25 protein-coding genes and 1 pseudogene are annotated in these 24,401 nt (G+C 52.4%); 19 read left to right on the forward strand and 7 right to left on the reverse strand.

Annotated features, from left to right (window positions below; genetic code table 11):
- Positions 1 to 53 precede the first annotated feature (53 nt).
- The 5 genes from IX84_RS18665 (at position 54) to IX84_RS18690 (ending at position 4,917) form a co-directional block, all read left to right on the forward strand.
- Positions 54 to 422, forward strand: a complete 369-nt coding sequence (locus IX84_RS18665; protein ID WP_044224177.1) for a cupin domain-containing protein — start codon at positions 54 to 56, stop codon at positions 420 to 422.
- 295 nt (positions 423 to 717) lie between these two features.
- Positions 718 to 1,935, forward strand: a complete 1,218-nt coding sequence (locus IX84_RS18675; RefSeq protein ID WP_044224181.1) for a glycosyltransferase family 4 protein — start codon at positions 718 to 720, stop codon at positions 1,933 to 1,935.
- A gap of 3 nt (positions 1,936 to 1,938) precedes the next feature.
- A complete protein-coding gene (locus tag IX84_RS18680; protein ID WP_044224183.1) occupies positions 1,939 to 3,144 on the forward strand; it encodes a glycosyltransferase in 1,206 nt (401 codons plus the stop codon).
- A complete protein-coding gene (ribB, locus tag IX84_RS18685) occupies positions 3,116 to 4,276 on the forward strand; it encodes a 3,4-dihydroxy-2-butanone-4-phosphate synthase (RefSeq protein WP_044224185.1) in 1,161 nt (386 codons plus the stop codon). The genes IX84_RS18680 and ribB overlap by 29 nt, the downstream gene beginning before the upstream one ends.
- Positions 4,277 to 4,278: 2 nt before the next feature.
- Entirely contained in the window at positions 4,279 to 4,917 is a 639-nt protein-coding gene (locus IX84_RS18690) for a polyphosphate polymerase domain-containing protein (protein WP_044224187.1), read from the forward strand.
- Here the strand turns inward: IX84_RS18690 and IX84_RS18695 are convergent.
- Complete coding sequence (locus IX84_RS18695) at positions 4,914 to 5,954, reverse strand: PorP/SprF family type IX secretion system membrane protein (RefSeq protein WP_044224189.1); 1,041 nt, start codon at positions 5,952 to 5,954, stop codon at positions 4,914 to 4,916. The two genes, IX84_RS18690 and IX84_RS18695, sit on opposite strands and share 4 nt — an antisense overlap.
- A 147-nt stretch (positions 5,955 to 6,101) precedes the next feature.
- Between IX84_RS18695 and IX84_RS18700 the strand changes: the two genes are divergently transcribed.
- Positions 6,102 to 6,953, forward strand: coding sequence for a C40 family peptidase (locus IX84_RS18700; protein ID WP_044224191.1), 852 nt, complete (start codon positions 6,102 to 6,104; stop codon positions 6,951 to 6,953).
- A gap of 46 nt (positions 6,954 to 6,999) precedes the next feature.
- Here IX84_RS18700 and IX84_RS18705 read toward each other — a convergent pair whose 3' ends face one another.
- Both IX84_RS18705 and IX84_RS18710 read right to left on the reverse strand, forming a co-directional pair.
- Positions 7,000 to 8,358, reverse strand: a complete 1,359-nt coding sequence (locus tag IX84_RS18705) for a pyridoxal-phosphate dependent enzyme (protein ID WP_044224194.1) — start codon at positions 8,356 to 8,358, stop codon at positions 7,000 to 7,002.
- 34 nt (positions 8,359 to 8,392) lie between these two features.
- The gene (locus IX84_RS18710) at positions 8,393 to 9,298 is read right to left on the reverse strand and encodes a lytic transglycosylase (RefSeq protein WP_044224196.1); all 906 of its coding nucleotides are present in this window, start codon (positions 9,296 to 9,298) and stop codon (positions 8,393 to 8,395) included.
- A gap of 62 nt (positions 9,299 to 9,360) precedes the next feature.
- On the opposite strand from IX84_RS18710, the gene kdsB reads away from it, so the two are divergent.
- From kdsB to IX84_RS18725, 3 genes are read left to right on the forward strand one after another with little or no spacing between them, the layout of a single operon-like run.
- Complete coding sequence (gene kdsB, locus IX84_RS18715; protein ID WP_044224198.1) at positions 9,361 to 10,110, forward strand: 3-deoxy-manno-octulosonate cytidylyltransferase; 750 nt, start codon at positions 9,361 to 9,363, stop codon at positions 10,108 to 10,110.
- Position 10,111: 1 nt separating this feature from the next.
- Complete coding sequence (locus IX84_RS18720) at positions 10,112 to 10,360, forward strand: hypothetical protein (RefSeq protein WP_044224200.1); 249 nt, start codon at positions 10,112 to 10,114, stop codon at positions 10,358 to 10,360.
- The gene (locus IX84_RS18725; RefSeq protein WP_044224202.1) at positions 10,357 to 10,920 is read left to right on the forward strand and encodes an NUDIX hydrolase; all 564 of its coding nucleotides are present in this window, start codon (positions 10,357 to 10,359) and stop codon (positions 10,918 to 10,920) included. The genes IX84_RS18720 and IX84_RS18725 overlap by 4 nt, the downstream gene beginning before the upstream one ends.
- Here IX84_RS18725 and IX84_RS18730 read toward each other — a convergent pair.
- Positions 10,901 to 11,383: a cytidine deaminase gene (locus IX84_RS18730; RefSeq protein ID WP_044224204.1), complete on the reverse strand. Its 483-nt coding sequence runs from the start codon at positions 11,381 to 11,383 to the stop codon at positions 10,901 to 10,903. The two genes, IX84_RS18725 and IX84_RS18730, sit on opposite strands and share 20 nt — an antisense overlap.
- Before the next feature lie 110 nt (positions 11,384 to 11,493).
- Here IX84_RS18730 and IX84_RS18735 point away from each other — a divergent pair, with 110 nt between their 5' ends.
- Positions 11,494 to 12,831, forward strand: coding sequence for a saccharopine dehydrogenase C-terminal domain-containing protein (locus tag IX84_RS18735; protein ID WP_044224206.1), 1,338 nt, complete (start codon positions 11,494 to 11,496; stop codon positions 12,829 to 12,831).
- Positions 12,832 to 12,837: 6 nt separating this feature from the next.
- Positions 12,838 to 14,142 (forward strand): lipopolysaccharide biosynthesis protein, encoded by a 1,305-nt coding sequence (locus IX84_RS18740; RefSeq protein ID WP_081968840.1) that lies wholly within the window; start codon positions 12,838 to 12,840, stop codon positions 14,140 to 14,142.
- Here IX84_RS18740 and queD read toward each other — a convergent pair.
- Entirely contained in the window at positions 14,131 to 14,499 is a 369-nt protein-coding gene (gene queD / locus IX84_RS18745) for a 6-carboxytetrahydropterin synthase QueD (RefSeq protein ID WP_044224210.1), read from the reverse strand. The genes IX84_RS18740 and queD overlap by 12 nt on opposite strands.
- A 227-nt stretch (positions 14,500 to 14,726) precedes the next feature.
- Here queD and dnaK point away from each other — a divergent pair.
- Positions 14,727 to 16,667 (forward strand): annotated as a pseudogene (gene dnaK, locus IX84_RS18750) (molecular chaperone DnaK); the annotation flags it as partial.
- 73 nt (positions 16,668 to 16,740) lie between these two features.
- Here dnaK and IX84_RS18755 read toward each other — a convergent pair.
- Positions 16,741 to 17,862 (reverse strand): PDZ domain-containing protein, encoded by a 1,122-nt coding sequence (locus IX84_RS18755; protein ID WP_044224214.1) that lies wholly within the window; start codon positions 17,860 to 17,862, stop codon positions 16,741 to 16,743.
- A 139-nt stretch (positions 17,863 to 18,001) separates the two neighbouring features.
- Between IX84_RS18755 and IX84_RS18760 the strand changes: the two genes are divergently transcribed.
- The 4 genes from IX84_RS18760 (at position 18,002) to IX84_RS18775 (ending at position 20,449) form a co-directional block, all read left to right on the forward strand.
- A complete protein-coding gene (locus IX84_RS18760; protein ID WP_044224216.1) occupies positions 18,002 to 18,598 on the forward strand; it encodes a hypothetical protein in 597 nt (198 codons plus the stop codon).
- 272 nt (positions 18,599 to 18,870) lie between these two features.
- Positions 18,871 to 19,530 carry a GOLPH3/VPS74 family protein gene (locus tag IX84_RS18765; protein ID WP_044224218.1) on the forward strand — a complete coding sequence of 220 codons (660 nt, stop codon included), beginning with the start codon at positions 18,871 to 18,873 and terminating at the stop codon, positions 19,528 to 19,530.
- A 74-nt stretch (positions 19,531 to 19,604) separates the two neighbouring features.
- On the forward strand, positions 19,605 to 19,805 hold the full coding sequence (locus IX84_RS18770) for a hypothetical protein (RefSeq protein ID WP_044224220.1): 201 nt from the start codon (positions 19,605 to 19,607) through the stop codon (positions 19,803 to 19,805).
- Positions 19,806 to 19,852: 47 nt separating this feature from the next.
- Positions 19,853 to 20,449 carry an acyl carrier protein phosphodiesterase gene (locus IX84_RS18775; RefSeq protein ID WP_044224222.1) on the forward strand — a complete coding sequence of 199 codons (597 nt, stop codon included), beginning with the start codon at positions 19,853 to 19,855 and terminating at the stop codon, positions 20,447 to 20,449.
- Here the strand turns inward: IX84_RS18775 and IX84_RS18780 are convergent.
- On the reverse strand, positions 20,412 to 20,984 hold the full coding sequence (locus IX84_RS18780; protein ID WP_152605138.1) for a hypothetical protein: 573 nt from the start codon (positions 20,982 to 20,984) through the stop codon (positions 20,412 to 20,414). The genes IX84_RS18775 and IX84_RS18780 overlap by 38 nt on opposite strands.
- Positions 20,985 to 21,124: 140 nt before the next feature.
- Between IX84_RS18780 and IX84_RS18785 the strand changes: the two genes are divergently transcribed.
- Genes IX84_RS18785 through IX84_RS18795 form a run of 3 tightly spaced genes read left to right on the forward strand, consistent with a single transcriptional unit; the run spans position 21,125 to position 24,391 of the window.
- Positions 21,125 to 22,561: a nicotinate phosphoribosyltransferase gene (locus tag IX84_RS18785; protein ID WP_044224225.1), complete on the forward strand. Its 1,437-nt coding sequence runs from the start codon at positions 21,125 to 21,127 to the stop codon at positions 22,559 to 22,561.
- A gap of 58 nt (positions 22,562 to 22,619) precedes the next feature.
- On the forward strand, positions 22,620 to 23,597 hold the full coding sequence (locus IX84_RS18790) for a DUF368 domain-containing protein (protein ID WP_044224228.1): 978 nt from the start codon (positions 22,620 to 22,622) through the stop codon (positions 23,595 to 23,597).
- Positions 23,598 to 23,608: 11 nt separating this feature from the next.
- Positions 23,609 to 24,391: a shikimate dehydrogenase family protein gene (locus IX84_RS18795; protein ID WP_044224230.1), complete on the forward strand. Its 783-nt coding sequence runs from the start codon at positions 23,609 to 23,611 to the stop codon at positions 24,389 to 24,391.
- Positions 24,392 to 24,401: the final 10 nt, after the last annotated feature.

A 24,401-nucleotide genomic window follows, 5' to 3' on the forward strand; every position in this document is an offset into this window, starting at 1 on the left:
AAAACCATCACCGGGCGGTGGCATTAACCGCCCGGTTTTATCCCCTACTTACTATGCATCCTATTCATAAGCAGCTACAGTCCATTGCTTCCTTTACAGCCGGAGACGACACCGAAATCCGGGAAGTCCTGCACCCCAAGAACGATGGAGTTGACTTTGGCTTCAGTCTGGCACACGCCGCTTTGCAGCCCGGAGAAGCTTCCCGGCCACACGTCCTGCACGGGCGTTCAGAGACTTACATCATAGTGCAGGGACAGGGTAAGGCCTTCGTTGCCGGGCAAATCATGGAAGCCCGACCAGGCAGCGTCATTTTCATTCCACCCGGAGCTGAGCAATACATTAAAAACACGGGCGAAGAACCGCTCCACTTCTGGTGCGTGGTCTGCCCACCCTGGACCGCAGAAACAGAAGAGGTCGATTGATGTCCTGTTGCTTACGCCCTTTGCCCTACCTCTCCGCGTCTTTGCGAGCCCTTTCTCTTGTACTCTTTGCGCCCTTTGCGCTCCCCCTCCGCTTCTTTGCGTGCAATCCATACCCCAAAGCCCAAGCCATATTCACCCCGCATTTTGGAAAAAAACGTTATTTTTGCAGACCTTTGACCGCCAGTGAAGCGAGTCTGAATTTTTACTGGCTGTCGGCCCACCACTGTTGCCAGGCCCCACATGTTGAGCTATTTACGAATCAATTCCAGGTCAAGCCGCCGGAAAAAAAGGATGAATGAGAATTCTTCAGCTGTGTAAAAAATTTCCTTTTCCGCTAAAAGATGGTGAATCTATCGCCGTGACCGCCCTGAGCCGGTCAATGAAAGCACTTGGGCACGAAGTGCATCTGTTGGCTATGAATACGAGCAAGCACTATTTTCCAAAAGAGAAATTGCCAAAGGCTTTTAATCATTACGCCAGTATTCACGATGTGAAAGTCGACAACCGGGTGAAGCCTCTGCAGGCATTGTGGCACCTTCGGGGTACAGCGTCCTATCATATTGCCCGTTTTTGTTCTTCTGACTTTGAAAAAAAACTAGTAAAACTGCTCCGGCAAACCGAGTTCGATGTTATACAGCTTGAAACACCCTATTTATCGCCCTACATTCCGGCTATTCGAAAATATTCGGATGCGGTAGTGAGCATGCGGGCGCATAACGTAGAATTTGAAATCTGGGAGCGCATCAGCCAAAATACAGCCCTCTGGCCCAAGCGATGGTACCTCCGCCATCTGACCGGGCGGCTTCGGCAATACGAAATCAGCCAACTGAAAGCCTATGACCACCTGGCCGCTATTACCCGGGGAGACCTGGAGCGTTTCCGGGAACTGGGCTACGAGGGGTCAGCTACGATCACGCCAATCGGGGTGGACAGCCAATCTTATCAGCCAGACTATTCCAGTTTTCAGAAGCCATTGTCCCTTTCTTTCATTGGTTCTCTGGACTGGATGCCTAATCTGGAAGGTTTGCAGTGGTTTTTGGACAAGGTCTGGCCGCTGGTACAGGCGCAACAGCCGGGCCTGACGCTCCATATTGCCGGTCGGAATACGCCCAAATGGCTATACCGGATGAACCGCCCGGGAATCGTAGTAGAAGGAGAAGTCCCAAGTGCAAGCGCCTTCATCAATCAGCACAGCCTGATGGTGGTGCCTTTGCTTTCCGGTAGCGGCATGCGTGCCAAAATTCTGGAAGGTATGGCTCTGGGCAAAGCGGTCCTTAGTACGCAAATGGGGATGGAAGGCATTAGCGCGGAGCCAGGTATCCACGCCCTGATCGCTAACAGCCCTGAGGAATTCGCCCGGCAGATAGCAGAAGCTTCCAAGCTTCAGGAGCAAAAAGAACTCGAAACCCTCGGGCGTGAAGCCCGCCGCTTCGTACTGGAAGAGTATGACAGCATGGAGGTGGCCCGCCGTTTGGTACAGGCTTATGCGGAATTAAGCGTTGAAGCGCTCTGATGCATGGGGCAATGGGCGCTACATATCATGGTTGGGCTGAGCGCACTGGCGCTGTTACATACATACCTGATTTACCCTTCGCTGATGCGCTGGCTGGCACGCGGGAAATCACCCAATCAGGATGTCTACCATCCCGAATCTAACTGGCCGCAGGTAGCGGTGATCATGTCGGCCTACAATGAGGAAGCAGTTATCGAAGAGAAAATGGCTCACCTGCTTGACCTTCGTTATCCGGAGGGGCGGCTGTCCATTTTTATTGGTTCGGACTGTTCAGATGACCGCACAAATGATATCATTGCGCCCATCGCTGCGGAGAAAAAGCACATCCACTTTTTCCCGTTTCAGCAAAGGCGGGGCAAACCCGAAGTTATCAATGAACTGGCAGGGTACGCCCGGCAGCAATTTGTATCGGACGGTATCGACCCCATTTTTGTGGTAACGGATGCAAGCGTTATGCCTGCTCCCGAGGTGCTGTTCAAGCTCGTACAGCACTTCCAAAATCCGGAAATCGGGCTGGTCGATGCACACATATTGCATACGGGTATGCAGCAACAGGGCATTTCCGAAGCGGAGAATACTTACATCTCCGGTGAGGTCCGCCTGAAACACTACGAAGGGCTGGTCTGGGGTCGAATGATGGGCCCCTTTGGCGGCTTTTATGCGATCCGGGCCCGCTATTTCAGCAGAGTGCCTCCAACCTATCTGGTGGATGACTTTTACATCACCATGCGTATGTTTGAGCAGGGCGGGCTAGCCATTAACGAACTGGACGCCATCTGTTACGAAGCTGTTTCTCATGAAATACAAGAGGAATACCGCCGGAAAGCCCGTATCTCAGCCGGCAATTTTCAAAACCTGACGACATTCCCGCATTTGTGGTGGCCACCGGTAAATCCGCTGCAGTTTGCGTTTTTTTCTCATAAAGCCCTTCGGTGGCTTGGCCCGTTTTTCCTACTTTTGATCCTGGCGGGCAGTGCTGTCCTCGCAGCATTGGGCAACTTATTCTGGCAGTGGTTGTTTGCCGTATTGACGGGTGGTATCATCCTGGTGCCCGTCCTGGATCAGCTGCTTCGGAAAGCAGGCTTGCATTGGCTGCCCCTGCGGGGTGCCCATTATTTTTTGGCAATGAACCTGGCTTTGCTTACCGGTTTTTTCAAATTTATTAAAGGAGTACGCTCAAATGTCTGGCAACCAACTAAACGTAACTAAGCAACAGGGTTTTCAACTCAATACCATTGATGAGGCCATCCGTGATATTAAAGCGGGAAAGGTAATCATTGTGGTGGATGACGAAGACCGCGAAAATGAAGGCGATTTTATCTGTGCAGCCGAGTGTGTGACGCCAGAGATCATTAATTTTATGGCCACTCATGGGCGTGGGTTGATCTGTTCGCCTATTGATGAAAAGCGGGCAGATGAGCTGGACCTCAAAATGATGGTCTCTTCCAATACCGCCCTGCATGAAACGGCTTTTACCGTATCGATCGACCTGATTGGGCATGGTTGTACTACAGGTATTTCGGCTTACGACCGGGCTACCGGTATCCGAAAATTAGTGGACCCGGCTACCAAGTCTACTGATTACGCCCGCCCGGGGCATATTTTCCCGCTGCGGGCCAAGACCGGGGGCGTCCTCCGCCGTACCGGGCATACTGAAGCAGCCATCGACCTGGCTCGTCTTGCCGGCTTTGAGCCAGCAGGTGTACTGGTGGAGATCCTTAACGAAGACGGGACGATGGCCCGCCTGCCGGAACTCATGAAAATTGCAGAGCGCTTCGACCTCAAAGTCATCGCCATCAAAGATTTGGTGGCTTACCGGATGCGCAACGAGCGCCTGATCAAGCGGGAGCTATCTGTTTCCATTGATACCCAATACGGGCCCTTCGAAGTCATCGCATTCCGCCAACTCACCACGGATGATATCCACCTGGCTATAAAAAGAGGCGACTGGAAAGTAAATGACCCCGTCCTGGTACGTGTGCATTCCTCTACCGAAACTGGTGAAATTTTGGGCGGTCTTTTCAATAGCTACGGTGTACAGCTGCAAAAAGCCGTTGAGATGATTGCTGAAGAAGATCAGGGTTTGCTGCTCTACATGCGCCACAGCGAGAAATCAGATGCTATTCTTCACCACCTTGCAGATTATCAGAAGCGGCAGTATAATGGCGAAAACCCTGAGCTCAGCAAACGAGCCGAAATGACCCAGCGGGACTTTGGTGTAGGTGCACAAATCCTGCACGATATGAATGTGACCAAGCTGCGGCTCATCACCAATACGCCCCGTAAACGGGTGGGACTGATCGGGTACGGTTTGGAAGTAGTGGAGAATATTACGATGTAGGTATGCGGTACGAACGCAAGTACCGCATAGAGCATGCTCACCCGCAGGTGGTCCAGGTGGTCATCCGGCAGCACCCGGCGGGCTTTCGGCCGCTGTTCCCACCCCGGCAGATTAATAATTTATATTTTGATACGCCTGATTTTGCTGCTTTTCAGGATAATGTCACCGGTACGCCCCAACGCCTGAAGTATCGCCTTCGCTGGTACGGGGACGATTTCTCCTGCATCCGCAATCCGGTGCTGGAGGTAAAAATCAAAGACAATCTGGTAGGGTGGAAAAAGCATTACCCCTTACCGGAAGGCAGGTACAGTGCTTTGGACTGGGAAAAGCTGGTCAGCCTGTGCCGGGAAACCCTGGGAAAGGGACTGGACTTACAACCCGTTTTGTTCAATACTTACCAGCGTTCTTACTGGGGGGCACCCGCGCTGCCTTTCCGGCTCACAATGGATACCGGGCTGCGGTTCGGGCCCTATCAGGCGCACCGGGAGCCTGCCCTGCCTTTTACGGATTCCGCTACTGTAATTGAAGTCAAATACGATCAGCAGGAAGACGAGGGTACGGCATTCATCCTGCAGCACTTGCCTTTCCGGTTGAGTAAGAACTCCAAATTTGTAACCGGCATCAACCTCTGTTACGGTTAAAACTTAGGGCAAAGCACCACCTCGTCCTCGTACTCGCCCAGATAAGCCAGAGAGAGCTCAAAAGCGCCCCGTTGTTTGCGCAGGGAGCCTATACCGTCAATGCGGGCATCATAGCTCAGCCCCAGCAGGAAGTTGCTGAACTCAATACCTACCATGCCCACAACGGCATCGAGCATGAAGTTATCCAGCTCGTCCCGGACCGGGCGTACCCAGCCTCCGGTATGCAGGGCTACGCCTGAAATTTCATCAATCAGGAAGCGGATATTGCTGCCCGCATTAGCCGCCAGGTGAGGGCCCTGTGCATACAGCAGCGCCCGTGGCTGAATCTGAATACCCAGGCCTACCGGGATATTCACATTGACATAAGCGGTGTATTTGCGGTGCAGAAAGTCGGAATTGCCCAGTTCGGGCTGATCCTCGTTATAAAAGAAACTGATCTGCGGCTCCAAAATATGGTGCATTGCGGCACCCGCATAGACAGAAACACCTTTCTTGGGCGCATAGGTGTAATTAATACCCGCCGAAATATCGCCATAGGCAAAGTTATTGGCAGGAAGGATTTCAGCGCTTGGATTGGTATACCCATCATCGCCACCGAACTGATCTTCAAAATTGAAGCGCTCGTAGCCGAAGTTGCGCTGTGCCAGCCCTGCCTGGAAGCCGGCGCTTAAGAACTGATCGTTGGATTTGCTCAGGCTTTTGTGAAAAGCCCCGGCGACATTGATCTGATTATTGGAAAAGCCGAATTTTGGTACCCGGTCATTGTAAAAAACCACACCCACACCAAAGGCATCCTTATACCGCTTGCCGATGCTGTTGAGCCCGAAGCGCAGGTCAACTGCTCCGGCATAAGTCTGATACGGGTTTTGGTCCCGGTAGACGAGCGCCACCCGGTATTTCCCGTTGAAGGTGCCGCTCAGAGCCGGGTTAAGGGTGAGCGGTGCTGCAAAGAATTGAGTAAAGTGCTGGTCTTGCGCGGTAAGGCGCAGGCCACTCAGCAAAGTAAAACAAAAAAGGAGCAGGAATAGCTTCTTCATAGAATCGGTTCATGTGATTGTGCGGCCAAAGTTAAACAGGCCGCCGGACTAAAACGAGTATTTCGCGCTGATAAGTCAGAAATAGGAACGGAATTGGCTGATATTTATTATTTTTGAAAATATCTTGATTTCCGTAAACCCGCATGCATGCCCTCTTACGCTATTTGCCCATTGAGCAACGTGCCTATCCGGAGCAATTCTTCGGACAAGAGCGAGATCGTGTCCCAACTACTGTTTGGTGAGCTGGCTGAGGTGCTGGAAACCAAAGGCCGGCAATGGGCAAAAATACGCTGTATCTGGGACAATTACGTTGGCTGGGTGGCTGCCAATCAGCTCAAAGCCATTACACCCAGTGAATTGTCGGTTTTCCGGGAGCACTTTGCCTACAGCCTGGAGCTTTTTCAACCTCTAATGGCGGATAATGAAGTGATACCTGTGGTTATGGGCGCACGTCTGCCCAACTTCGATGGCATGCGCTTCGCACTTGACAATACGGTCTATACCTTCAGTGGCCAGGCAGTTTTTCCGGAGCACATCAAGCCTTCTGCCGAATTTATCCTCAAAATTGCGCGGCGTTATCTGCATGCGCCCTTCCTCCACGGTGGGCGTTCCCCCATGGGTATAGATGCTGCCGGCTTCACACAAATGGTGTTCAAAATTGCCAATATTGCTTTGCCCCGTGAAGCAGCCCAACAGGTCTACATCGGTACAGCCGTAGATTTTGTAGAGCAGTCTATGCCTGGTGATGTGGCTTTCTTTGAAAACCGTACCGGGCGTATTACCCATTGCGGTATCATTTTGCCGGATGCGGAGGTCATTCACGCTTTCGGCAGTGTGCGTATTGACAAGATTGACCACTACGGTATCTACGACCGGTCTGAAAAACGATACACGCACCGCCTGCGCGTCGTCCGCAGAATGCTGAAGACGGAGGCCACTCCCAAGCAGGTGAAACGCCGGGTGAGCGGGCATATCCCCAATCAGGTGGAGCTCTTTTAGACGATGTTGGAGGACGCGCTCTAAAAACGAATCCCCCAAAACAGCCTTACACCGCCCGGATAATATCGTACTGCGTCAGAATGTGCAGGGTCCCCGCCTTGTCCTTCGCAATAACAGCCGGAATAGTCCGGTCTACATACTTGCTCAGCTGAGAAAAAGGCAGATCTTCCTCTACCAGTGGGAACGGAGCGCCCATGATGGCCGCAACGGTTTGCTCAGCGTGGTTCATGGGATTTTCCAATAAGTAGGACAAGACAGCAGTTTCCGTGATCGAGCCGACCATTTCACCTTCCCGCATGACTGGCAACTGAGAAATATCGTGGTCCTTCATCATTTTGAAGGCAGCCTGAACGGTATCCGTTTCGCTAAGGGTGATGAAACGGTCGTCATGCTTCATATTCAGCAAGTCGCGCACACAAAGTTCGCGCTCCAGGAAGCCCCGTTCCCGCATCCATTCATCATTATAGATTTTACCGACGTAGCGGCTTCCGTGATCGTGGATAACCACCACCACCACATCTTCGGGCGTAAGTTCATCCTTAAGCTGCAACAGTCCGGCAACAGCAGAACCTGCAGAATAGCCCAGCAGCAGGCCTTCTTCGCGGGCCAGGCGCCGGGCCATGAGAGCACCGTCCTTATCGGTCACCTTTTCGAAGCGGTCAATTACTTTGAAGTCCACATTCTCGGGGATAATATCTTCGCCTATGCCTTCTGTGATATAAGGGTAGATTTCCTTTTCGTCAAACTCGCCCGTCTCGTGGTACTTCTTAAAAACGGAGCCATAAGTGTCAATGCCCCAGATTTTAACATCCGGGTTTTGCTCCTTGAGGTAGCGCCCGGTGCCGGAAATGGTGCCGCCGGTGCCTACACCCACTACCATGTGAGTGATTTTACCATCGGTCTGTTTCCAGATTTCAGGGCCGGTGCTTTCGTAGTGAGCGGTGCGGTTGGACAGATTGTCATACTGATTGCACCAGTAGCTGTTAGGGATTTCCGTGCTCAGGCGGCGGGCTACGCTGTAGTAAGAACGAGGGTCATCGGCCTCTACATTAGTAGGGCAAACAATGACTTCGCCACCCACTGCGCGGAGGAGGTCTATTTTTTCCTTCGACTGCTTATCGGTGGTGGTGAAAATACATTTGTAGCCTTTGACTGCTGCCGCGAGGGCCAGGCCCATGCCCGTATTGCCGGAAGTACATTCAATGATGGTCCCTCCGGGTTTGATGTCCCCCCGGGCTTCTGCATCTTGTAGCATCTTCATCGCCATCCGGTCTTTGATAGAGTGTCCCGGATTGAAGGTCTCCACTTTCATCAGTACCGTTGCCGGGATGTCTTTAACGACTTTATGGAGCTTGACAAGCGGTGTATTTCCAATGGTATGCAGGATATTTTCGTAGTATTCCATGGGTTTTACTTGGTTTGCCGCAAAGGTATAAAATTCATCGATGGTATTTCACCTTCACGAAGAATCGGGGGTCGATGGCGCCCAGCAACTTTGCCACGAGGGGAGAGACGACCACGATCACATCATCCTTGTAAACCGTGTCGGGTATCCGGCCTACCACTTTAGCGTAAACGGTACGGCGGCTCATCGGGTTGTAGATGGACACCACCGATCCAATCTCTGCCTTTCGGTGCATCGCCATGAGGTCTGTTTCATCCTTCATGTCTTTTGGCCAGAAGGCTACCCCCTGATGCTCCCGCTCCCGTTCGCCCGCCATGTCATATTGAAAAAGCTTACGGTAGGCAGCGTTGCGTTTGCCCAGCTCCCCACCTGCGTAGGCACGGAGGCTGTCCGGAATGCCGTTGAGGCTCAGCCAGCCTACATGCAGGATTTGGTTACTTTTCAGGGTATGATCCAGCAAGCCATTGCGCATCATAATTTCCTCCATGGGGATATCAAAGTAGGATTTGGATATTTTATAGAGGGTATCGCCCTTGCGTACCACATAGTACACCGGTGCGAACCGGCCGGGTATGATGTCCTTCTCCTGATACTGTTCAATGGCCTGTTTGGGGATAGGGATACGGACCGGCATGCCCACCCGCATCGTCTGAGGGCTAAGCCCCGGGTTATGAAAATAGAGCTCCTCAAGGGAAAGCCCGTAAAATTTTGCCAGCGAAAACAACGTCTGCTTTGGCTCCAGGTAGTGGTTGAAGTATTTTTCATTAAACTGGCCCACCGACAGAAATATGGTATCTTTGGGGGTAAGGTAACTGAGGCTGTCCCCGGTAGCTTTGGCCAGCAGCGGCAGGCTCAGGAAAGCGCACAGCACAGTGGCTTTAATTATGAATGGGGCAAGGCCAGTCCCTGCCAGTATAGTCGCACTAGTCGTTTTCCTCATAGTTTAGGTTCCTGTTTGGGGTTCATGTTTTGCTGAACCAGAAGAGCAATATAAACAAATATATGAAATCAATTGCGGTGATTCCAGCCCGTTATGCAAGTACGCGTTTTCCCGGCAAACCTCTGGCTTTGCTGGGAGGCAAACCTGTGATACAGCATGTCTACGAACGGGCGCAAAAGGCCCGCCAAATCGATGAGGTATGCATCGCCACTGATGACGAGCGTATCCTGGAAGCTGCTGCACGGTTTGGGGGCAAAGCCGTCCTGACCGATGCCAGCCACCTTAGCGGGACCGACCGTTGTGCGGAAGTGGCCCTGCAATACCCGGAAGGTAGCCTGATTGTCAATATACAGGGAGATGAGCCGTTTATCGACCCGGCGCAGATCGATCTAGTGGTGGCACCGCTGATGGGCAATGATCCGGCAGATATCAGTACCCTTGTCGTCCGGCTCAGAGATGCGGAGGCCCTGCACAACCCCAACGTCGTGAAGGCGGTAAAGTCCGCTACCGGGCAGGCCTTGTATTTCAGCCGTTCGCCCATCCCCTACCTGAGGGGCGTACCCGCTGAACAATGGATGGAACAGGGTGTTTTTTTCAAGCATTTGGGCATTTACGGGTTTCAACGGTCTGTTTTGCTAGAGGTTGCCCAACTGCCACCCGGGCATTACGAACAAATGGAGTCGCTGGAACAACTCCGCTGGCTGGAAGCTGGCTATCGCATTCACATTGGCACTACCCGGACCGAAACAGTGGGCATAGACACCCCCGAAGACCTGGAAGCTGCCGAACGCCTTTGGAACGAAAGCAATTAATATGGATAAACAAAAATACTATCGCCGCTGGCTGCTCCGCGCGCCCATCGGATTGGTGCTCATTGGTTTTGGTGCCTGCCTGATTGCCGAAGCCGCTATGGACAAATATGATGGCGCTTCTACCTGGCATTGGGTAGCCTATGGGACACTGGCCCTGGTGGTCTTCAACAGCGGACTGAGCATCTTTGGCGATGCTATATTGCAGCGGGTAAGGTACGAGCGAGCCCTGGAAAAAGAGATGGAAGCATGAATTATTGCAGCCACTGTGGGTCTGACAGGCTAAGGTTTACCATTCCAAACGGAGATAACCGCCCACGCTATGTATGCGGCAGCTGCGGCCGTATTCACTACTCCAATCCCAAAATTGTAGCGGGCTGCCTGCCCATTTGGGAAGACAAAGTGCTTCTGGCAAAGCGCTCTATTGAGCCCCGCCTTGGCTACTGGAATGTTCCCAGCGGCTACATGGAAAATGGCGAAACGGTGGAAGAAGGCGCGCTGCGGGAAGTACGCGAAGAAGCCAGGGCGCAGGTGAAAATTACCGGCATGCACACCATATATAGTATACCCCACATCAATCAGGTGTATATGCACTTTCTGGGCGAGCTGCAGGGGCCAGATGCCTTTGGAGTGGGAGAGGAGAGCCTGGAGGTACGCTTATTTACCGAAGCGGAAATCCCCTGGGATGAAATCGCATTCACTTCTTCAATATTTAGTTTGCAACGCTACTTCGCCGATCGCAAACGGGGGCACCATCAGTTGCACTTAGGCCAGCTGGACTACCCCGGCTCTGCTACAAAAAATCGCGATTGAAACCCACGGGCAAAAGAGCCTGCCCGCTTTCCACCTCGTAAACCGTGCTATCGTCACCCTGCATAAGAATACGGATGGGCTGCTGTTGCCGGTCTTCCATTTCAGAGATAGCCTGCCGGCAGGAGCCACATGGGGCAGCGGGTTCCGGCACCGCTTTATTTTCGTTGCGTACACGGATCGCAATGACTTCCAGTTTTTGCTCCGGGTAGTTGAGGGAGGCGTTGCCCAAAGCCACCCGCTCGGCACACAGGCACATGGGATAAGCCGCGTTTTCCTGATTGGCACCCTGTACGATGGTCCCGTTGGATAGTTGTGCAGCGGCACCAACTTTAAAGTTAGAATAAGGAGCATAAGCCAAATCCATGGCCTGGCCTGCCGATTGCAGCAATGTCTGATCTGCTGCTGATAACTCATCAACACTATCGTAGATACGGATATTGGTTTCCAGCTTTCGAAGTCGCATAGCGTTATATACAATTTGGAATTTAGCGGCAGGACCCGCTTTACAGTTTCAGGCAAAGTTTTATCTTGCGCGAATCGGCAAATTACCTCAATAAACAGAAAAAACCAACCATGACTAATATATTGATCATCGGAGCCGGACGCTCTTCCAGTGCCTGTATCAATTATGTGCTTGGACAGGCACTGGAAAAAAACTGGTTTGTGACCGTTGCAGATGCAGACCCGCAGCTGGCTGAGGCGCGGGTAAAAGGGCACCCCAACGGCCGCCCCGCCTGGCTTGATGTTACCAAAGTAAATGACCGCCGCGACCTGATCGGGCGTGCCGATTTGGTGGTCTCTCTCCTGCCTGCCCACCTGCACCTTGAGGTGGCTCACGATTGCATTAAGCTCAAAAAACACCTCATTACAGCTTCTTATGTCTCCCAGGAACTCTACCGCCTTGGGGATGAAGCCCGCGACCGGGAGCTCATCTTCATGGGGGAAATGGGGCTGGACCCTGGCATCGATCATATGTCGGCCATGCGGCAAATTAATGAGATTAAGGAAAAGGGCGGGAAAATCACGGCTTTCCGGTCTTATACAGGAGGACTGATTGCGCCCGAAAGCGACAATAACCCCTGGCACTATAAATTTACATGGAACCCACGCAACGTAGTCCTCGCCGGGCAGGGTACTGCACAGTACCTGGAAAACGGCAAGTACAAGTACATTCCCTACAACCGCCTATTTAAGGAATACCGGGTGGTTGATATTCCCGGTATGGGCGAGTTCGAAGTTTACGCCAACCGTGATTCCCTGCTCTACCGTGAGGTTTACGGGCTTTCAGATATTCCCAACATCCTTCGGGGCACCATCCGCTACCGGGGGTTCTGTGATGCATGGAATGCCCTGGTGAAGATTGGGCTGACCGATGGTTCTTATCCCATTCTGGAAAGTGAGCAGGTGAGCTACCACGAACTGATGGAAGGCTATCTCAGCCCTCAGAATAAGTCAGGATCCGTGCGCGACCGTATTGCTGATCTGCTGAAGCTGGACCCCGATGATGAGGTTATGCAGAAGCTGGACTGGCTGGGGCTTTTCCGCAAGAAGAAAGTAGGGCTGGCTAACGCGACGCCGGCGCTGATTCTGGAAAACCTGCTCATGGAAAAGTGGAAGCTCGAACCCAGGGATAAGGACATGATTATCATGCAGCACGAGTTTGAATACGAGCTGGAGGGTAAAAAGAAAGAACTGATCTCCACTTTGGTAATGAAGGGGACGAATTCCAACGATACCGCCATGGCCAAACTGGTAGGATTGCCCCTGGGCATATTCGTTAAGCTGGTCATGGAAGGCCGTATTGAGTCCAAAGGCGTGAATATCCCGGTTATCCCTGAAGTATACGAGCCCGTATTGGATGAGCTGGAACAGTTCGGGGTGGTATTTAAGGATGAGGTCCGGGACCTCTAAGCCCGGATGTTGAAGGCGCTGTTCCAAATTGATAACGTAAGGGCTATGCAGGGCAATGCTTTGTCCCGGCAGGGCAGCGCCATCCTAATCTCTATTCTACTGGCCAAAACAGCATTGCCCAAGGAAAGCATTGGCTGGTACGAGCAGTTATTGTACCTGGGCTATGTGCTCACCTCTTTTTGGGTAACGGGGTTCATGCAGGCCCTGCTGTCCCGCTTCAGCAAAGTGGAAACAGGACAGCGGGCAGTTTTCCTAACCAATGTAGCCCTGATTTTCGGGAGTATCGGTGCTGCCCTGACGCTTGGCTTCTGGTGGGGGCGGCATTGGCTGGTACCGCTGCTGACTGGTCAGGCGGACCTGCCCTTTCTGTTTCCTTTCCTGCTGTTTCTCTGGCTCAACCTGGCAACCTTCCTGCTGGAAAATTTTTACCTGCTCTGGGACCGCCCCGGTGAGCTACTTTGGTTTGCCGGGCTGACCTATGCTGCACAAATCGCCGCGGTGGTTTATCCGGCATGGATGGGGTGGGGGCTGGGCCCGGCCATCTGGGCGCTGGCAGGGCTGGGCGGGTTGCGTTTCCTCTGGTTGTTGATCCGCCTGAGCCATCTGGGGCAATGGGGCTGGCAGAGGGAAGCGGTGAGGAGATGGTTGCTGTCCGCCTGGCCATTGGTCCTTTACGCAGCTGTGGGCACAATGAGTTTGGCATTCGACCCCTGGCTGGTCAATTACCATTTTGATGGCGACCCGGACATCTTCGCCATTTTTCGGTATGGGGCAAGGGAGTTGCCGCTCGCTATGGCGCTGGCTGCTGCCTTTGGGACGGCCATGCTGCCTGCCGTCTCCGCTAATTTGCAGGAAGCACTGCCCGTAATGCGCCGGAAGTCGCTAAGGCTTTACCACTTGCTCTTTCCCCTTACCCTGGCATTGATGCTAAGCAGCCCATACTGGTTTACCTGGGTGTTCAGTGCTGCATTTGAAGACAGCATTCCGGTATTCAATGCCTTTCTGCTAATCCTGGTTAGCCGGATGCTTTTCCCACGCACTGTGCTCATAGCCCTGGACGCCAACCGTGCGGTCTTCTACTTTTCGCTGGTGGAGCTGTTGCTGAATGTGGTGCTGGGCTTTTTGCTGGTGGTACCCTTCGGCCTTTTGGGCGTAGCCTGGGCAACCGTAATTGCTTACACTATAGATAAATTATTGCTTTGCCTTTACCTGTACTACCGCTTCGGTATTGCTCCGGCAGCTTATACACCGGTAGGTTGGTGGGGAAGCTATACCTTATTGTTAATCATTGGCTATGTACTAACCTTTTGAGTGTTCCCCTTCGTAAATTACCCCCGCCGTAGGTGTTTCCCAAAGTTCGATTTTGGCCAGTTGGGGCAGCTCGGGTTTGAGCTTTCGCCAAATCCAGGGCGCAATATTTTCCACAGTAGGGTTTTCCAGCCCTGGCACATCATTTAAGTACTGATGGTCGAGCAGGGGTTCTACCTTCTTCCAGGCTTTTTTTACCTCTCCGAAGTCCACCACCCAGCCCATTTCCGGGTCTGCTTCGCCTTCCAGAAAAAGTTTAAGCCGGTAGGTATGGCCGTGCAGGTTGCGGCATTTGTGCTCCTGCGGCACCTTAGGCAGAAAGTGGGCAGCATCGAAAGTGAATTCCTTGAAGATCAGCATACAGGTCGGATTTTAAAAGTTGCGCAAAGATAGGGCGGTCTCCGTCCCCGGCAGATGAGAATCGTCACTGCCATTTCCTGCCGTTTTGTCATTCTGTCAGTCCCCGCCGGGGCATAGCGGGAATACTTGTCAGTAAAAAGCCCATGATTTCAGCGAAAGTGTCAGGCAGCCCGGCTTGGCATGTAGCTTGATGTTACAAAGCCTGAAAACTAAAAGAACAAAATTCAAAAGCACATAATATGGGTAAAATTATTGGGATCGACTTAGGTACGACCAACTCTTGTGTGGCTGTGATGGAGGGTAACGAGCCCGTTGTCATTCCTAATGACGAAGGCCGGCGCACGACCCCCTCCGTAGTCGCATTCATGGATAATGGTGAGCGCAAAATTGGTGACCCGGCTAAGCGCCAGGCGATTACTAACCCACAGCGCACCATCTCTTCCATCAAGCGTTTCATGGGGCAACGGTATAGCGAGGTGGCAGGTGAAGTAGACCGCTCCTCTTATAAGGTTGTCAAAGGAGATAACGATACCATTCGTGTAGATATTGACGGACGGATGTACACCGCGCAGGAGATTTCAGCGATGGTACTTCAGAAGATGAAGAAAGTAGCTGAAGACTTCCTGGGTAGCGAAGTGACAGAAGCAGTCGTGACTGTTCCTGCTTACTTTAATGACTCTCAGCGTCAGGCAACCAAAGAAGCAGGTGAAATCGCCGGTCTTAAGGTTAGCCGTATCATTAACGAGCCTACTGCGGCTGCACTGGCTTATGGCCTGGACAAGCGCGATCAGGATGCCACGATCGCTGTATATGACCTCGGTGGTGGTACTTTCGATATTTCCATCCTGGAACTGGGCGAAGGCGTTTTCGAAGTGAAGTCTACCAATGGTGATACCCACCTTGGTGGTGATGACTTCGACCGCGTGATTATTGATCACCTGGCAGCTTCTTTCAAGGAGCAGGAAAATATCGACTTGCGCAAAGACCCTATGGCCCTGCAGCGCTTGAAAGATGCAGCAGAGAAAGCAAAAATTGAGCTTTCTTCTTCTTCCGAAACAGAAATTAACCTGCCTTATATTACGGCTGTGGATGGTGTGCCTAAGCACCTGGTGCTGAAGCTGACCCGCTCTAAGTTTGAGCAACTGGCAGATGAGCTTGTACAGCGTACCCTTGAGCCTTGTAAGAAAGCTTTGGATGATGCAGGTCTCAACAAGAGTGAAATCGACGAGGTTATCCTGGTCGGCGGATCCACCCGTATCCCACGCATTCAGCAGGCGGTCGAGGAATTCTTCGGCAAGAAGCCTAACAAAGGGGTGAACCCGGATGAGGTAGTCGCCATCGGTGCTTCCATTCAGGGTGGTGTACTTAGCGGTGATGTACAGGATGTACTCCTGCTTGACGTAACGCCGCTTTCACTGGGTATTGAAACCATGGGTGGTGTGTACGATGTGGTAATCGAATCCAACTCGACTATCCCAACCAAGAAGTCGAAAATCTATTCCACTGCCGCAGACAATCAGCCAAGTGTGGAAATCCACGTGCTACAGGGCGAGCGCCCAATGGCAAAGGACAACCGTACAGTAGGCCGCTTTATCCTGGACGGTATTCCACCGGCACCACGCGGCGTACCTCAGATTGAAGTGACCTTTGATATGGACGCCAACGGTATTTTAACGGTGGCTTCCAAAGACAAGGGTACCGGCAAAGAACAGTCTATCCGCATCGAAGCTTCCACCGGTCTTTCCCAGGAAGAGATCGCACGTATGAAAGCTGAAGCGGAAGCCAATGCCGACGAGGACAAAAAGGCGAAGGAGCGCATCGAAAAAATGAATGCTGCCGACAACCTGGCTTTCCAGACCGAAAAGCAGCTGAAGGAATACGGTGACAAACTGCCAGCCGATAAGAAAGAGAAAATCGAGAAAGCAGTAGCCGACGTTCGTGAAGCCCACAAAGCTGAAGATTTGGACCGCCTCGACGCAGCAACTGAAGCGCTGAATGCCGCATGGCAGGAAGCCAGTCAGGACATCTACAACGCCACTCAGCAGGCAGGCGGTGCCGAAGGCGCTACTGCTGATCAGGCACAAGGCAATGCCGGTGCTGATGCAGGTGGTGCGGATGATGTCACTGATGTAGAATTTGAAGAAGTAGACGAAGACAAGAAAAGCTAAGCTGTGACAGTCAACGTCTGAATGATAAGCAGGCTCGCTCCGGTTTCGGGGCGAGCCTGTGTTATTTGTAGCCTTATTGCAAAACGACTTTGCGGGTAAGCGAGCGCGGGCCTTGCCGGATCTCCAGGAAGTAAATTCCGCGGACGCCGTTCGCAATATCGATACGGTCGCTGAAAGTCCCTGTAAACTCGCCCAGCGTATTAAAATAAACAGTTTGCCCTGCCGGATTGTAAATGTATACCGCTGTCTCGCCCCGCTGCGGCAGCTCAAACTGTATATCGAAGATACCGGTATTGGGATTTGGGAAGATATTCAGGGCTTCAATGGCCAAATTACGAACTACCGGCTCCTGAACCTCTGCCGCTGAGGCGACCGTCTGACTAATGCCGGAAGGGGCATTCACCACAGAGATGGGAAGAACGGTCGCCTCCTGCCGCGTAACAGGCTGAAGCTCAACCTGAGGAACAGGCGGCAAATCATCTTCCTGAGGCTGAATGATTTCAGGTCCGTTAGGTCTGCTGTGGTTGCCGTGGGTAGCGGCCTGAGATTTAATGGGGCGGTTGCGGGTAAATATTTCCCCGTTGTGGTAAACAGACACTTGTATGGGGTCTCCGACCTTCCGCATGTCGATCATCGGGCTAAGGTCGTGCCAGTCCGCTACCGGGTTGCCATCAATGGCAGTAATGATGTCGCCGCGTTTCAGCCCCATAGCCTGAGCGGTAGAGTTATGCACTACGCTGACCGGCACACCGGCTACGCCCTCTGGAAGTTCATCATGAACCTGGCTGATGCCGAGAAAGGGATCTTCTGAATTTGGTTGGTGCGGCATATCCAAATCTCCACGCCGGCTCAAAAATAAGGTCCGGCTTAGTGCTTCGCCTTTACGGTAGAAACCAATATCGACTTTGTCGCCCGGTACAAAATCTTCGAGCAGGTCACTCAGGCCCTTTTGCTTACTGACGGTTTGTCCGTTAACAGCATAAACATAGTCCAGGGGCTGAAGCCCAGCCACCTGTGCCGGCGTCCCCGGGTAGAGTCGGTCAACGCGGCTGCCATAGGGTAGGGGGTAACCCAGTTTTTTCGCTTTTCCTAAGCTGATTTCGCTAGACTGAAAGCCAATCACGGGATCGTCATCGTTGTGGGCTAAGAGCTGAACTGAAATTAGTAAAGCCAAAAGAAGGGTAAGGTTTTTCATGAATCTTGTATTATCGGGTGAAAAAATTACCAGACTTACGATTCGATTGGTCGATTGGATTTTCGGTTGTATCTAATTTTGCTCAATCCGGGTGAGCATTCTGTCGACTTTCCTTGTTCAATGATAAAACCAAACCGTTATGTCTACACTTAAGCAACGCATGCAAGACCGCCTCAAAGAATGGCAATCCGACCTGGAGCAACTGCAGGTACAGTTCAATCTGGGCAAAAAAGAAGCCGCCGAGGAATTTGAAAAGCAGAAAACCCGCCTTCAGCACTGGCTGGAAGAGCAGCAAGCCGAAGTGAAAGAAGAGTTCGGGGAAGCCCGGGCAGAGCTAAAGGAAGAATATGACGAACTATTGGCGAAGCTCAAAAAATCAAAGACAGCCGCTGCTGAAAACCTTGCAGAACAACAGGCTGCCTTCGGCTCCACTTTAGATAACCTTCAGGCTAAAGCCAAAAAAGCAGCAGAAGAAGGCGAAGCCGGTTCGGCAGAAGCCGCAAGTTCGCTACAAGATCGCCTGATGCGGTTCCGGGCTCAGATGGATGTGCTGGCCGCCAATGCCAAATCAGAAGCCTCAGAAGAGTACGAGGAAGCCCGGGAAGAAGCCCAAAAGCGCATTGCTGAACTCAAAAAGAAAACTAACGAATGGCAGAGTGAAGCCAAGGAGGAATGGAAGGAATTTCAGGAAGATTTTGAGAAAGCATTCGGAAAATGGAAGAGCTACTTTAAATAGGATTCATCTATAGTTCTCCAAGGCAGGATTTGTGCAAAGTTGACGCAGGTATTTTTTTCGCTCGCAAGGCGAAAAACGCAGGCATAGCCTACACGAAGCGTGGGGATAAGGGGCCCCACGATGAAGTCGGCGAGGCTTTTCAACGCAGCGAGCGGAAAAAAGAGCAAGTCAAAATGCATTAATCTCGCCTTGGAGAACTATAAACAGGGCACTGGTCGGTAGAGTTTTCTGGCATCATCTGGTAAAGAAGCTTATATTCCCTCAAAAAAGATATGGACCTTTACCTGCACGAAGCCATTACACTGATTAGCCTGGACGACGAAAAAGGTAACTTTACGCACGCCGGGGGCTATATCAACTACGCCTTCGGCGCTGCTTTTATGATCGACCTCCTGCTCGAAGAGCGCATTAAAATTGAGGACGGCCGCGTTCATCTGCTTACCAATGCCATTACCGACAGCCGGGCCCTCAATAACCTCATCGAACGCATCGCAAAGCGCAAAAAGCCGGACCGGATTTCCAACTGGATACATATCTGCGTACAGCGCCTGGGCAAACTCCGTCAACTGACGGTAGACAAACTGGTGCAGGAAGGCGTACTGGAGAAAACCGAAGGCAAAGTGCTCTGGGTTTTTTCCGTAGACCGGTATCCAACCAAAGATGCAGCGCCTGAAAATGAACTGCGGCAGCGCCTAAAGGCATTAATGCTGGACGAAGCCACCGAGCCTGATAAAAAGGAACGCATGCTGCTGGTCATTATCCTGAAGTGTGAGCTTTATGCAGAGATGATTAAAGACAAAGCTCAGCGCAAAGCAGCCAAAGCCCGGATCGAGCAACTCACGGATGGCGAAAAAATGCAGGAAGAAGTTGGCAAGGCCGTTCAGGAAATGCTGACTGCAGTCATGATAACCACCACTGTGGCAACGATGTAAGTGCTCTTAACATTTTAGTAAAAAATATATGCAGTCCGGGCTGCGTTATCTCACCGTACCAAAACCCAATGGCTATGTATTACCAAAGTAAATCTATCCGTAGTGCCCGCGCCATCCGTTCCAAGGCGTTGTTGTTTACCCTCCTGTTCCACATCGCTCTGATTGGATACCTGACCTATGGCGCTGACCTGGCTCTTACCGAGCTGCTGCCTGAGGCGATGCTTGATTTTCTGGGCATGAACGCGCCCGAGACTCCGGACGTGCCCGTACCTTAAGTAAGGATGAGTCTGCAACTCTCCGGGTTCAGCAGCGTTATTAATTCATGAATTTTCTCGCCCACTTTTTTCTCTCCGGTAAAGACGACCACCTTATGGTGGGCAACTTTTTGGGGGACTACCTCAATAATGCGCAGGTGAGTCAATTACCGCCGGCAGTGCAAAGAGGCGTAGCCCTGCACCGTGCCATTGATTCCTACACCGATCAGCACCCCGAAGTGCTGAAGGGCGTACGGCGGATGTACGACCGCCACTCCAAGTATGCACCCGTTATCATTGATGTGTTTTACGATTATTTCCTTGCCCTGAACTGGTCCACCTACTCAGAGCAGCCGCTGTCTGACTTTATTTTGGATACCTACGCCTGCCTGAAGCGCCATCACCACCTCATGCCCGAGCCTGTTCACACCTACGTCCCCAAAATGATTGCGGACAACTGGCTCGAGACCTACGCTACTCACAATGGCATTGCCTACACCTTCAGGCGGATGAGCCACCGGGTGAGCCGCCCTGAGCTGCTCGCCGGTGCCCTTGATACCATGGTTAGCCACTTTCAGGAATTAAATACAGAGTTCAATGCCTTCTTTCCGGACGCTATCCGGCACGCTAAGGCTTTTGTGGAGCAGGCTGCTCCGCCTCAATAAGGACGAAGCTCTCGAAAAAGCGGTCGGTTGACCGGTTGAGGCTTCGGGTGGCAACGGTCGCTGTTTGTACCGAATAAAAACGCCGGCCTGCCACCAATGCCCAAGTCTTCAGCACGGCATTCCCGTCCAGATAATCGATCCTCCAGTATTGCCCGTTTGCATCTCCGAGGTTGCGCTCAGAATGGTAGATGAGGTCGCCGTTGATGGAAAAAGCGCCGGACTCCCGGGTCGTCTCAAAAAATTCTGCGAGCAATTCTGTGCTGTCCGCATGCAAACTGCCCTCCGGATAGTCACAGTAACTGACCATATACATCAGGTTCTCTGCCGATTTTTCCTCGGCCGGCGGCTGGTAGTAATAGGTATAGTAGGTCAGTGCCCCAACCGGTGTTTCCATCGTATCCACCGCCAGCTGCATGGTGCCGGGAGCCAGGACCCGGAAACGCCCCTCAAAGGATTTGACCTCTTCCCAGGTATCCGATTGAGCGAAACCCAGAGCGGAGAGCAAAAGTAGGGGGACAACAAATAAATTATTCATAGACAGCTTTTCTCTTCCGCATAAAAACCCGGAAAAATACCGTTGGGTTGGCTGAGCAGGTGCAGAAAATAAAAATTTTACTTGCATGTCAACCTTAAAGGACTTAACTTAGTTTTAAAATTAAACTAACTATTACTGACATGCCGAATACGCACCTCCGTCAACTTTACCGCGGCCCCTTTGGTCTGATGACCGACCTGTATCAGTTGACTATGGCCTACGGGTATTGGAAATCAGGGCTGCATAACCGGCAGGCGAACTTTCATCTCTTTTACCGGAAGCCACCGTTTCAGAATGGCTTTGCCATAAGTGCGGGCCTGGAGCTCGCTGTTGACTTTTTGCAGCAGTTCCGGTTTTCCGTAGCGGACATTCAGTATTTGGGTGGTTTGAAGGGGTCGACCGGCGCTCCTCTGTTCAATGAAGCCTTTCTCAACCACCTGCAGCGCATGGAGCTTGAACTAACGGTGCACGCCATGCCGGAAGGTACAGCGGCTTTTCCCAATCAGCCGATGCTGAGGGTGGAGGGGCCTATCCTGCAGTGCCAGTTGGTGGAAACCGGCCTGCTCACGCTGATCAATTTCTCCACCCTGCTGGCGACCAAAGCTGCCCGGATTGTGGATGCGGCGCAGGGCGACAGCGTACTGGAGTTTGGGATGCGCCGTTCTCAGGGGCTGGACGGTGCGATGACGGCGGCCCGGGCCACTTACATCGGTGGCGTGCACGCCACAAGTAACGTGATGGCGGGGCGCATCTACGGCATTCCCGTCAAGGGTACGTACGCCCACAGCTGGGTGATGGCTTACGAAGATGAACTGCTGGCTTTTCAGCAGTACGCCCAGACCTTACCCGGCAACTGCATTTTCCTGGTCGATACCTACGATACAGAAGCCGGGGTGCGCAATGCCATACGGGTAGGGCAGTGGCTGCGCGAACAAGGGTACGAAATGAATGGCATTCGCCTCGACTCCGGCGACCTGACCGCTCTGAGCCAGAAAGCCCGCCAAATGCTGGACGAAGCCGGTTTCAAAAATGCAGCGATTGTGGCCAGCAATGACCTGGACGAGTACCGAATTGCGCAATTGAAAAAAGAAGGCGCCAAAATTACCGTTTGGGGAGTTGGCACCCGCCTGGCAACCGGGCACGGAGACCCGGCTCTGGGCGGCGTTTACAAACTGGCAGGCATACAAAATGAGCATGGAGAGTGGGAAGACCGGATCAAGCGGTCCGAGGAAGCTGTAAAATCTTCTCATCCCGGCATTTTGCAGGTCTGGCGGTCCGAAAAAGAGGGTCAATATCAGGGGGATGTCCTCTATGATATCCGGCATGGATTCGAGGGGGCGCAGCTATGGGAGGAAAGCCAAAACCGCTACCTGACATTGGAAGCCACAAACGGGCAGGACCTTTTAGTCCCTGTCCTCGACCGTGGGCAATTGGTATACGATTTTCCCCGCCTTTCAGACATACGCACCTACGCAGCAGAGCAATGGCAGCAGTTTTCAGGCAGGGCATCCTACCCCTACGGATTAAGCACTGGTGTGCAGGAAGCAAAATCTGCTATGATCGCCACAGCGGAATAAAGAAGGCGCTGACCAGAAAAGGCCGGTTTTTTCAGATTGAATATTTAGCTTTGCTGCCATGAAAAACTGGACAGCAACAATCGGACTGGCACTCAAGGGCATGGCAATGGGCATGGCAGAAGTCATACCGGGCGTATCCGGCGGTACCATCGCTTTCATCACTGGTATTTACGAGCGCCTGCTTGAGACCATCAAACACATCCTGGGCCCTGAAGTCTGGCGCACTCTAGGCAGGGAAGGTTTGGCAGGTGCATGGAGCAAAGCCAACGGAGCCTTTCTGCTAACTTTACTGGGCGGTATGGTTTTCGGGATTGTAGTAGGCGTGTTTGGCATTACCCATCTGCTGGAAAATTATCCGATACAGCTTTGGGCTTTCTTTTTTGGGCTCATCATCGCCTCCGCCATTTACATTGGGCGGCAGGTAGGCGTTTGGAAGGCTACTGAAGTGGTCGGCCTGGTAGTCGGAACACTTGTCGCCTACATTATCACCATTGCCAGCCCTTCGGAAGGCAGTACCCATTTGGGGCTGGTATTTGTATCGGGTATGATTGCCATTTCAGCACTCATCCTGCCGGGTATTTCCGGCAGTTTCATCCTCCTGCTGATGGGGATGTACACCATTATTATACCGACTATTAAGGATGCGCTCAAAACGCTGGCGCCGGAGAGTCTTGTTGTCCTTGGTGTTTTCGGCGCAGGTTGCCTGTTGGGCCTGGCGACTTTCTCCCGGGTCTTGTCCTGGACATTCAAACACTACCACAACCTGACCCTGGCCGTCCTGACTGGCTTTATGCTGGGCTCCCTTAACAAAATCTGGCCCTGGCGCAAAGCTGTGCTTGGCCTTACCGAGGAGGGTGAAATGGTAGAGCTGCAGCCAGGCATGATGGTGGACAAAGTCATCAAAGAAGTCAACCTGATGCCGGGGCAGTACGCCTCAGAGGTTGGGCCTTCCTTCCTGGCAGGCGCGCTCCTTTGCATGGTGGCCGGTTTGGCGATTGTCTTCGCACTGGACCGGTTAGATAAGCGCGGGCTGTAAAAAAGTTTTTGATGAAGCCATTGAATGAATATGAGCGGCTGTTTGGATTGATCGGATATCCGCTTTCGCACTCTTTTTCCAAACAATACTTCTCGGAGAAGTTTGCCAAAGCCGATATCACTGACGCCTGCTACGAGCTGTTTCCCATCCGTAAAATCGAAGCCCTGCCGGAACTGTTGCAACAACACCCCAACCTGGTCGGGCTAAATGTGACCATCCCCTACAAGCAGGCCGTTTTGCCGTATCTGGACAAACTGTCAGAAGGGGCGGCCGCCGTTGGCGCTGTGAATACAATCCGTCGTAGCGGAGATCAGCTGGAGGGCTTTAATACCGATGTGGTGGGCTTTGAAACCTCCCTTTGCAGTTGGCTGGAAGCCACCCGGGGAAGCTGGTCCGGCCTGAGGGCCTTGGTGTTGGGGACCGGTGGGGCAGCCAAAGCGGTAGCCTTTGTTTTAGGCCGGCTGGAGATTCCGTTCAAAATGGTATCGCGCACACCTGGAAATCACCGGCTGAGCTACGAGCAGGTCACGCCCGAAATGATAGCCGCTCACGAACTCCTCATCAACACCACGCCGCTGGGTATGTCTCCCCATACTGCAGGCAAGCCCGAATTACCCTATCATGCGCTGGGCAGCAGTCATTATTTATACGATTTGGTCTATAATCCCGCCTCCACCGCATTTATGGAATTGGGGCTGAAGCAGGGGGCAAAAGCTATGAATGGCCTGCAAATGCTGCATGGGCAAGCCGAAGCGGCGTGGGCAATTTGGACCGAACGAGATATTAAAAAATGATAAATATAGC

This window comes from Phaeodactylibacter xiamenensis, from assembly GCF_000759025.1.
In the GTDB taxonomy this organism is placed as follows: Bacteria; Bacteroidota; Bacteroidia; order Chitinophagales; family Saprospiraceae; genus Phaeodactylibacter; species Phaeodactylibacter xiamenensis.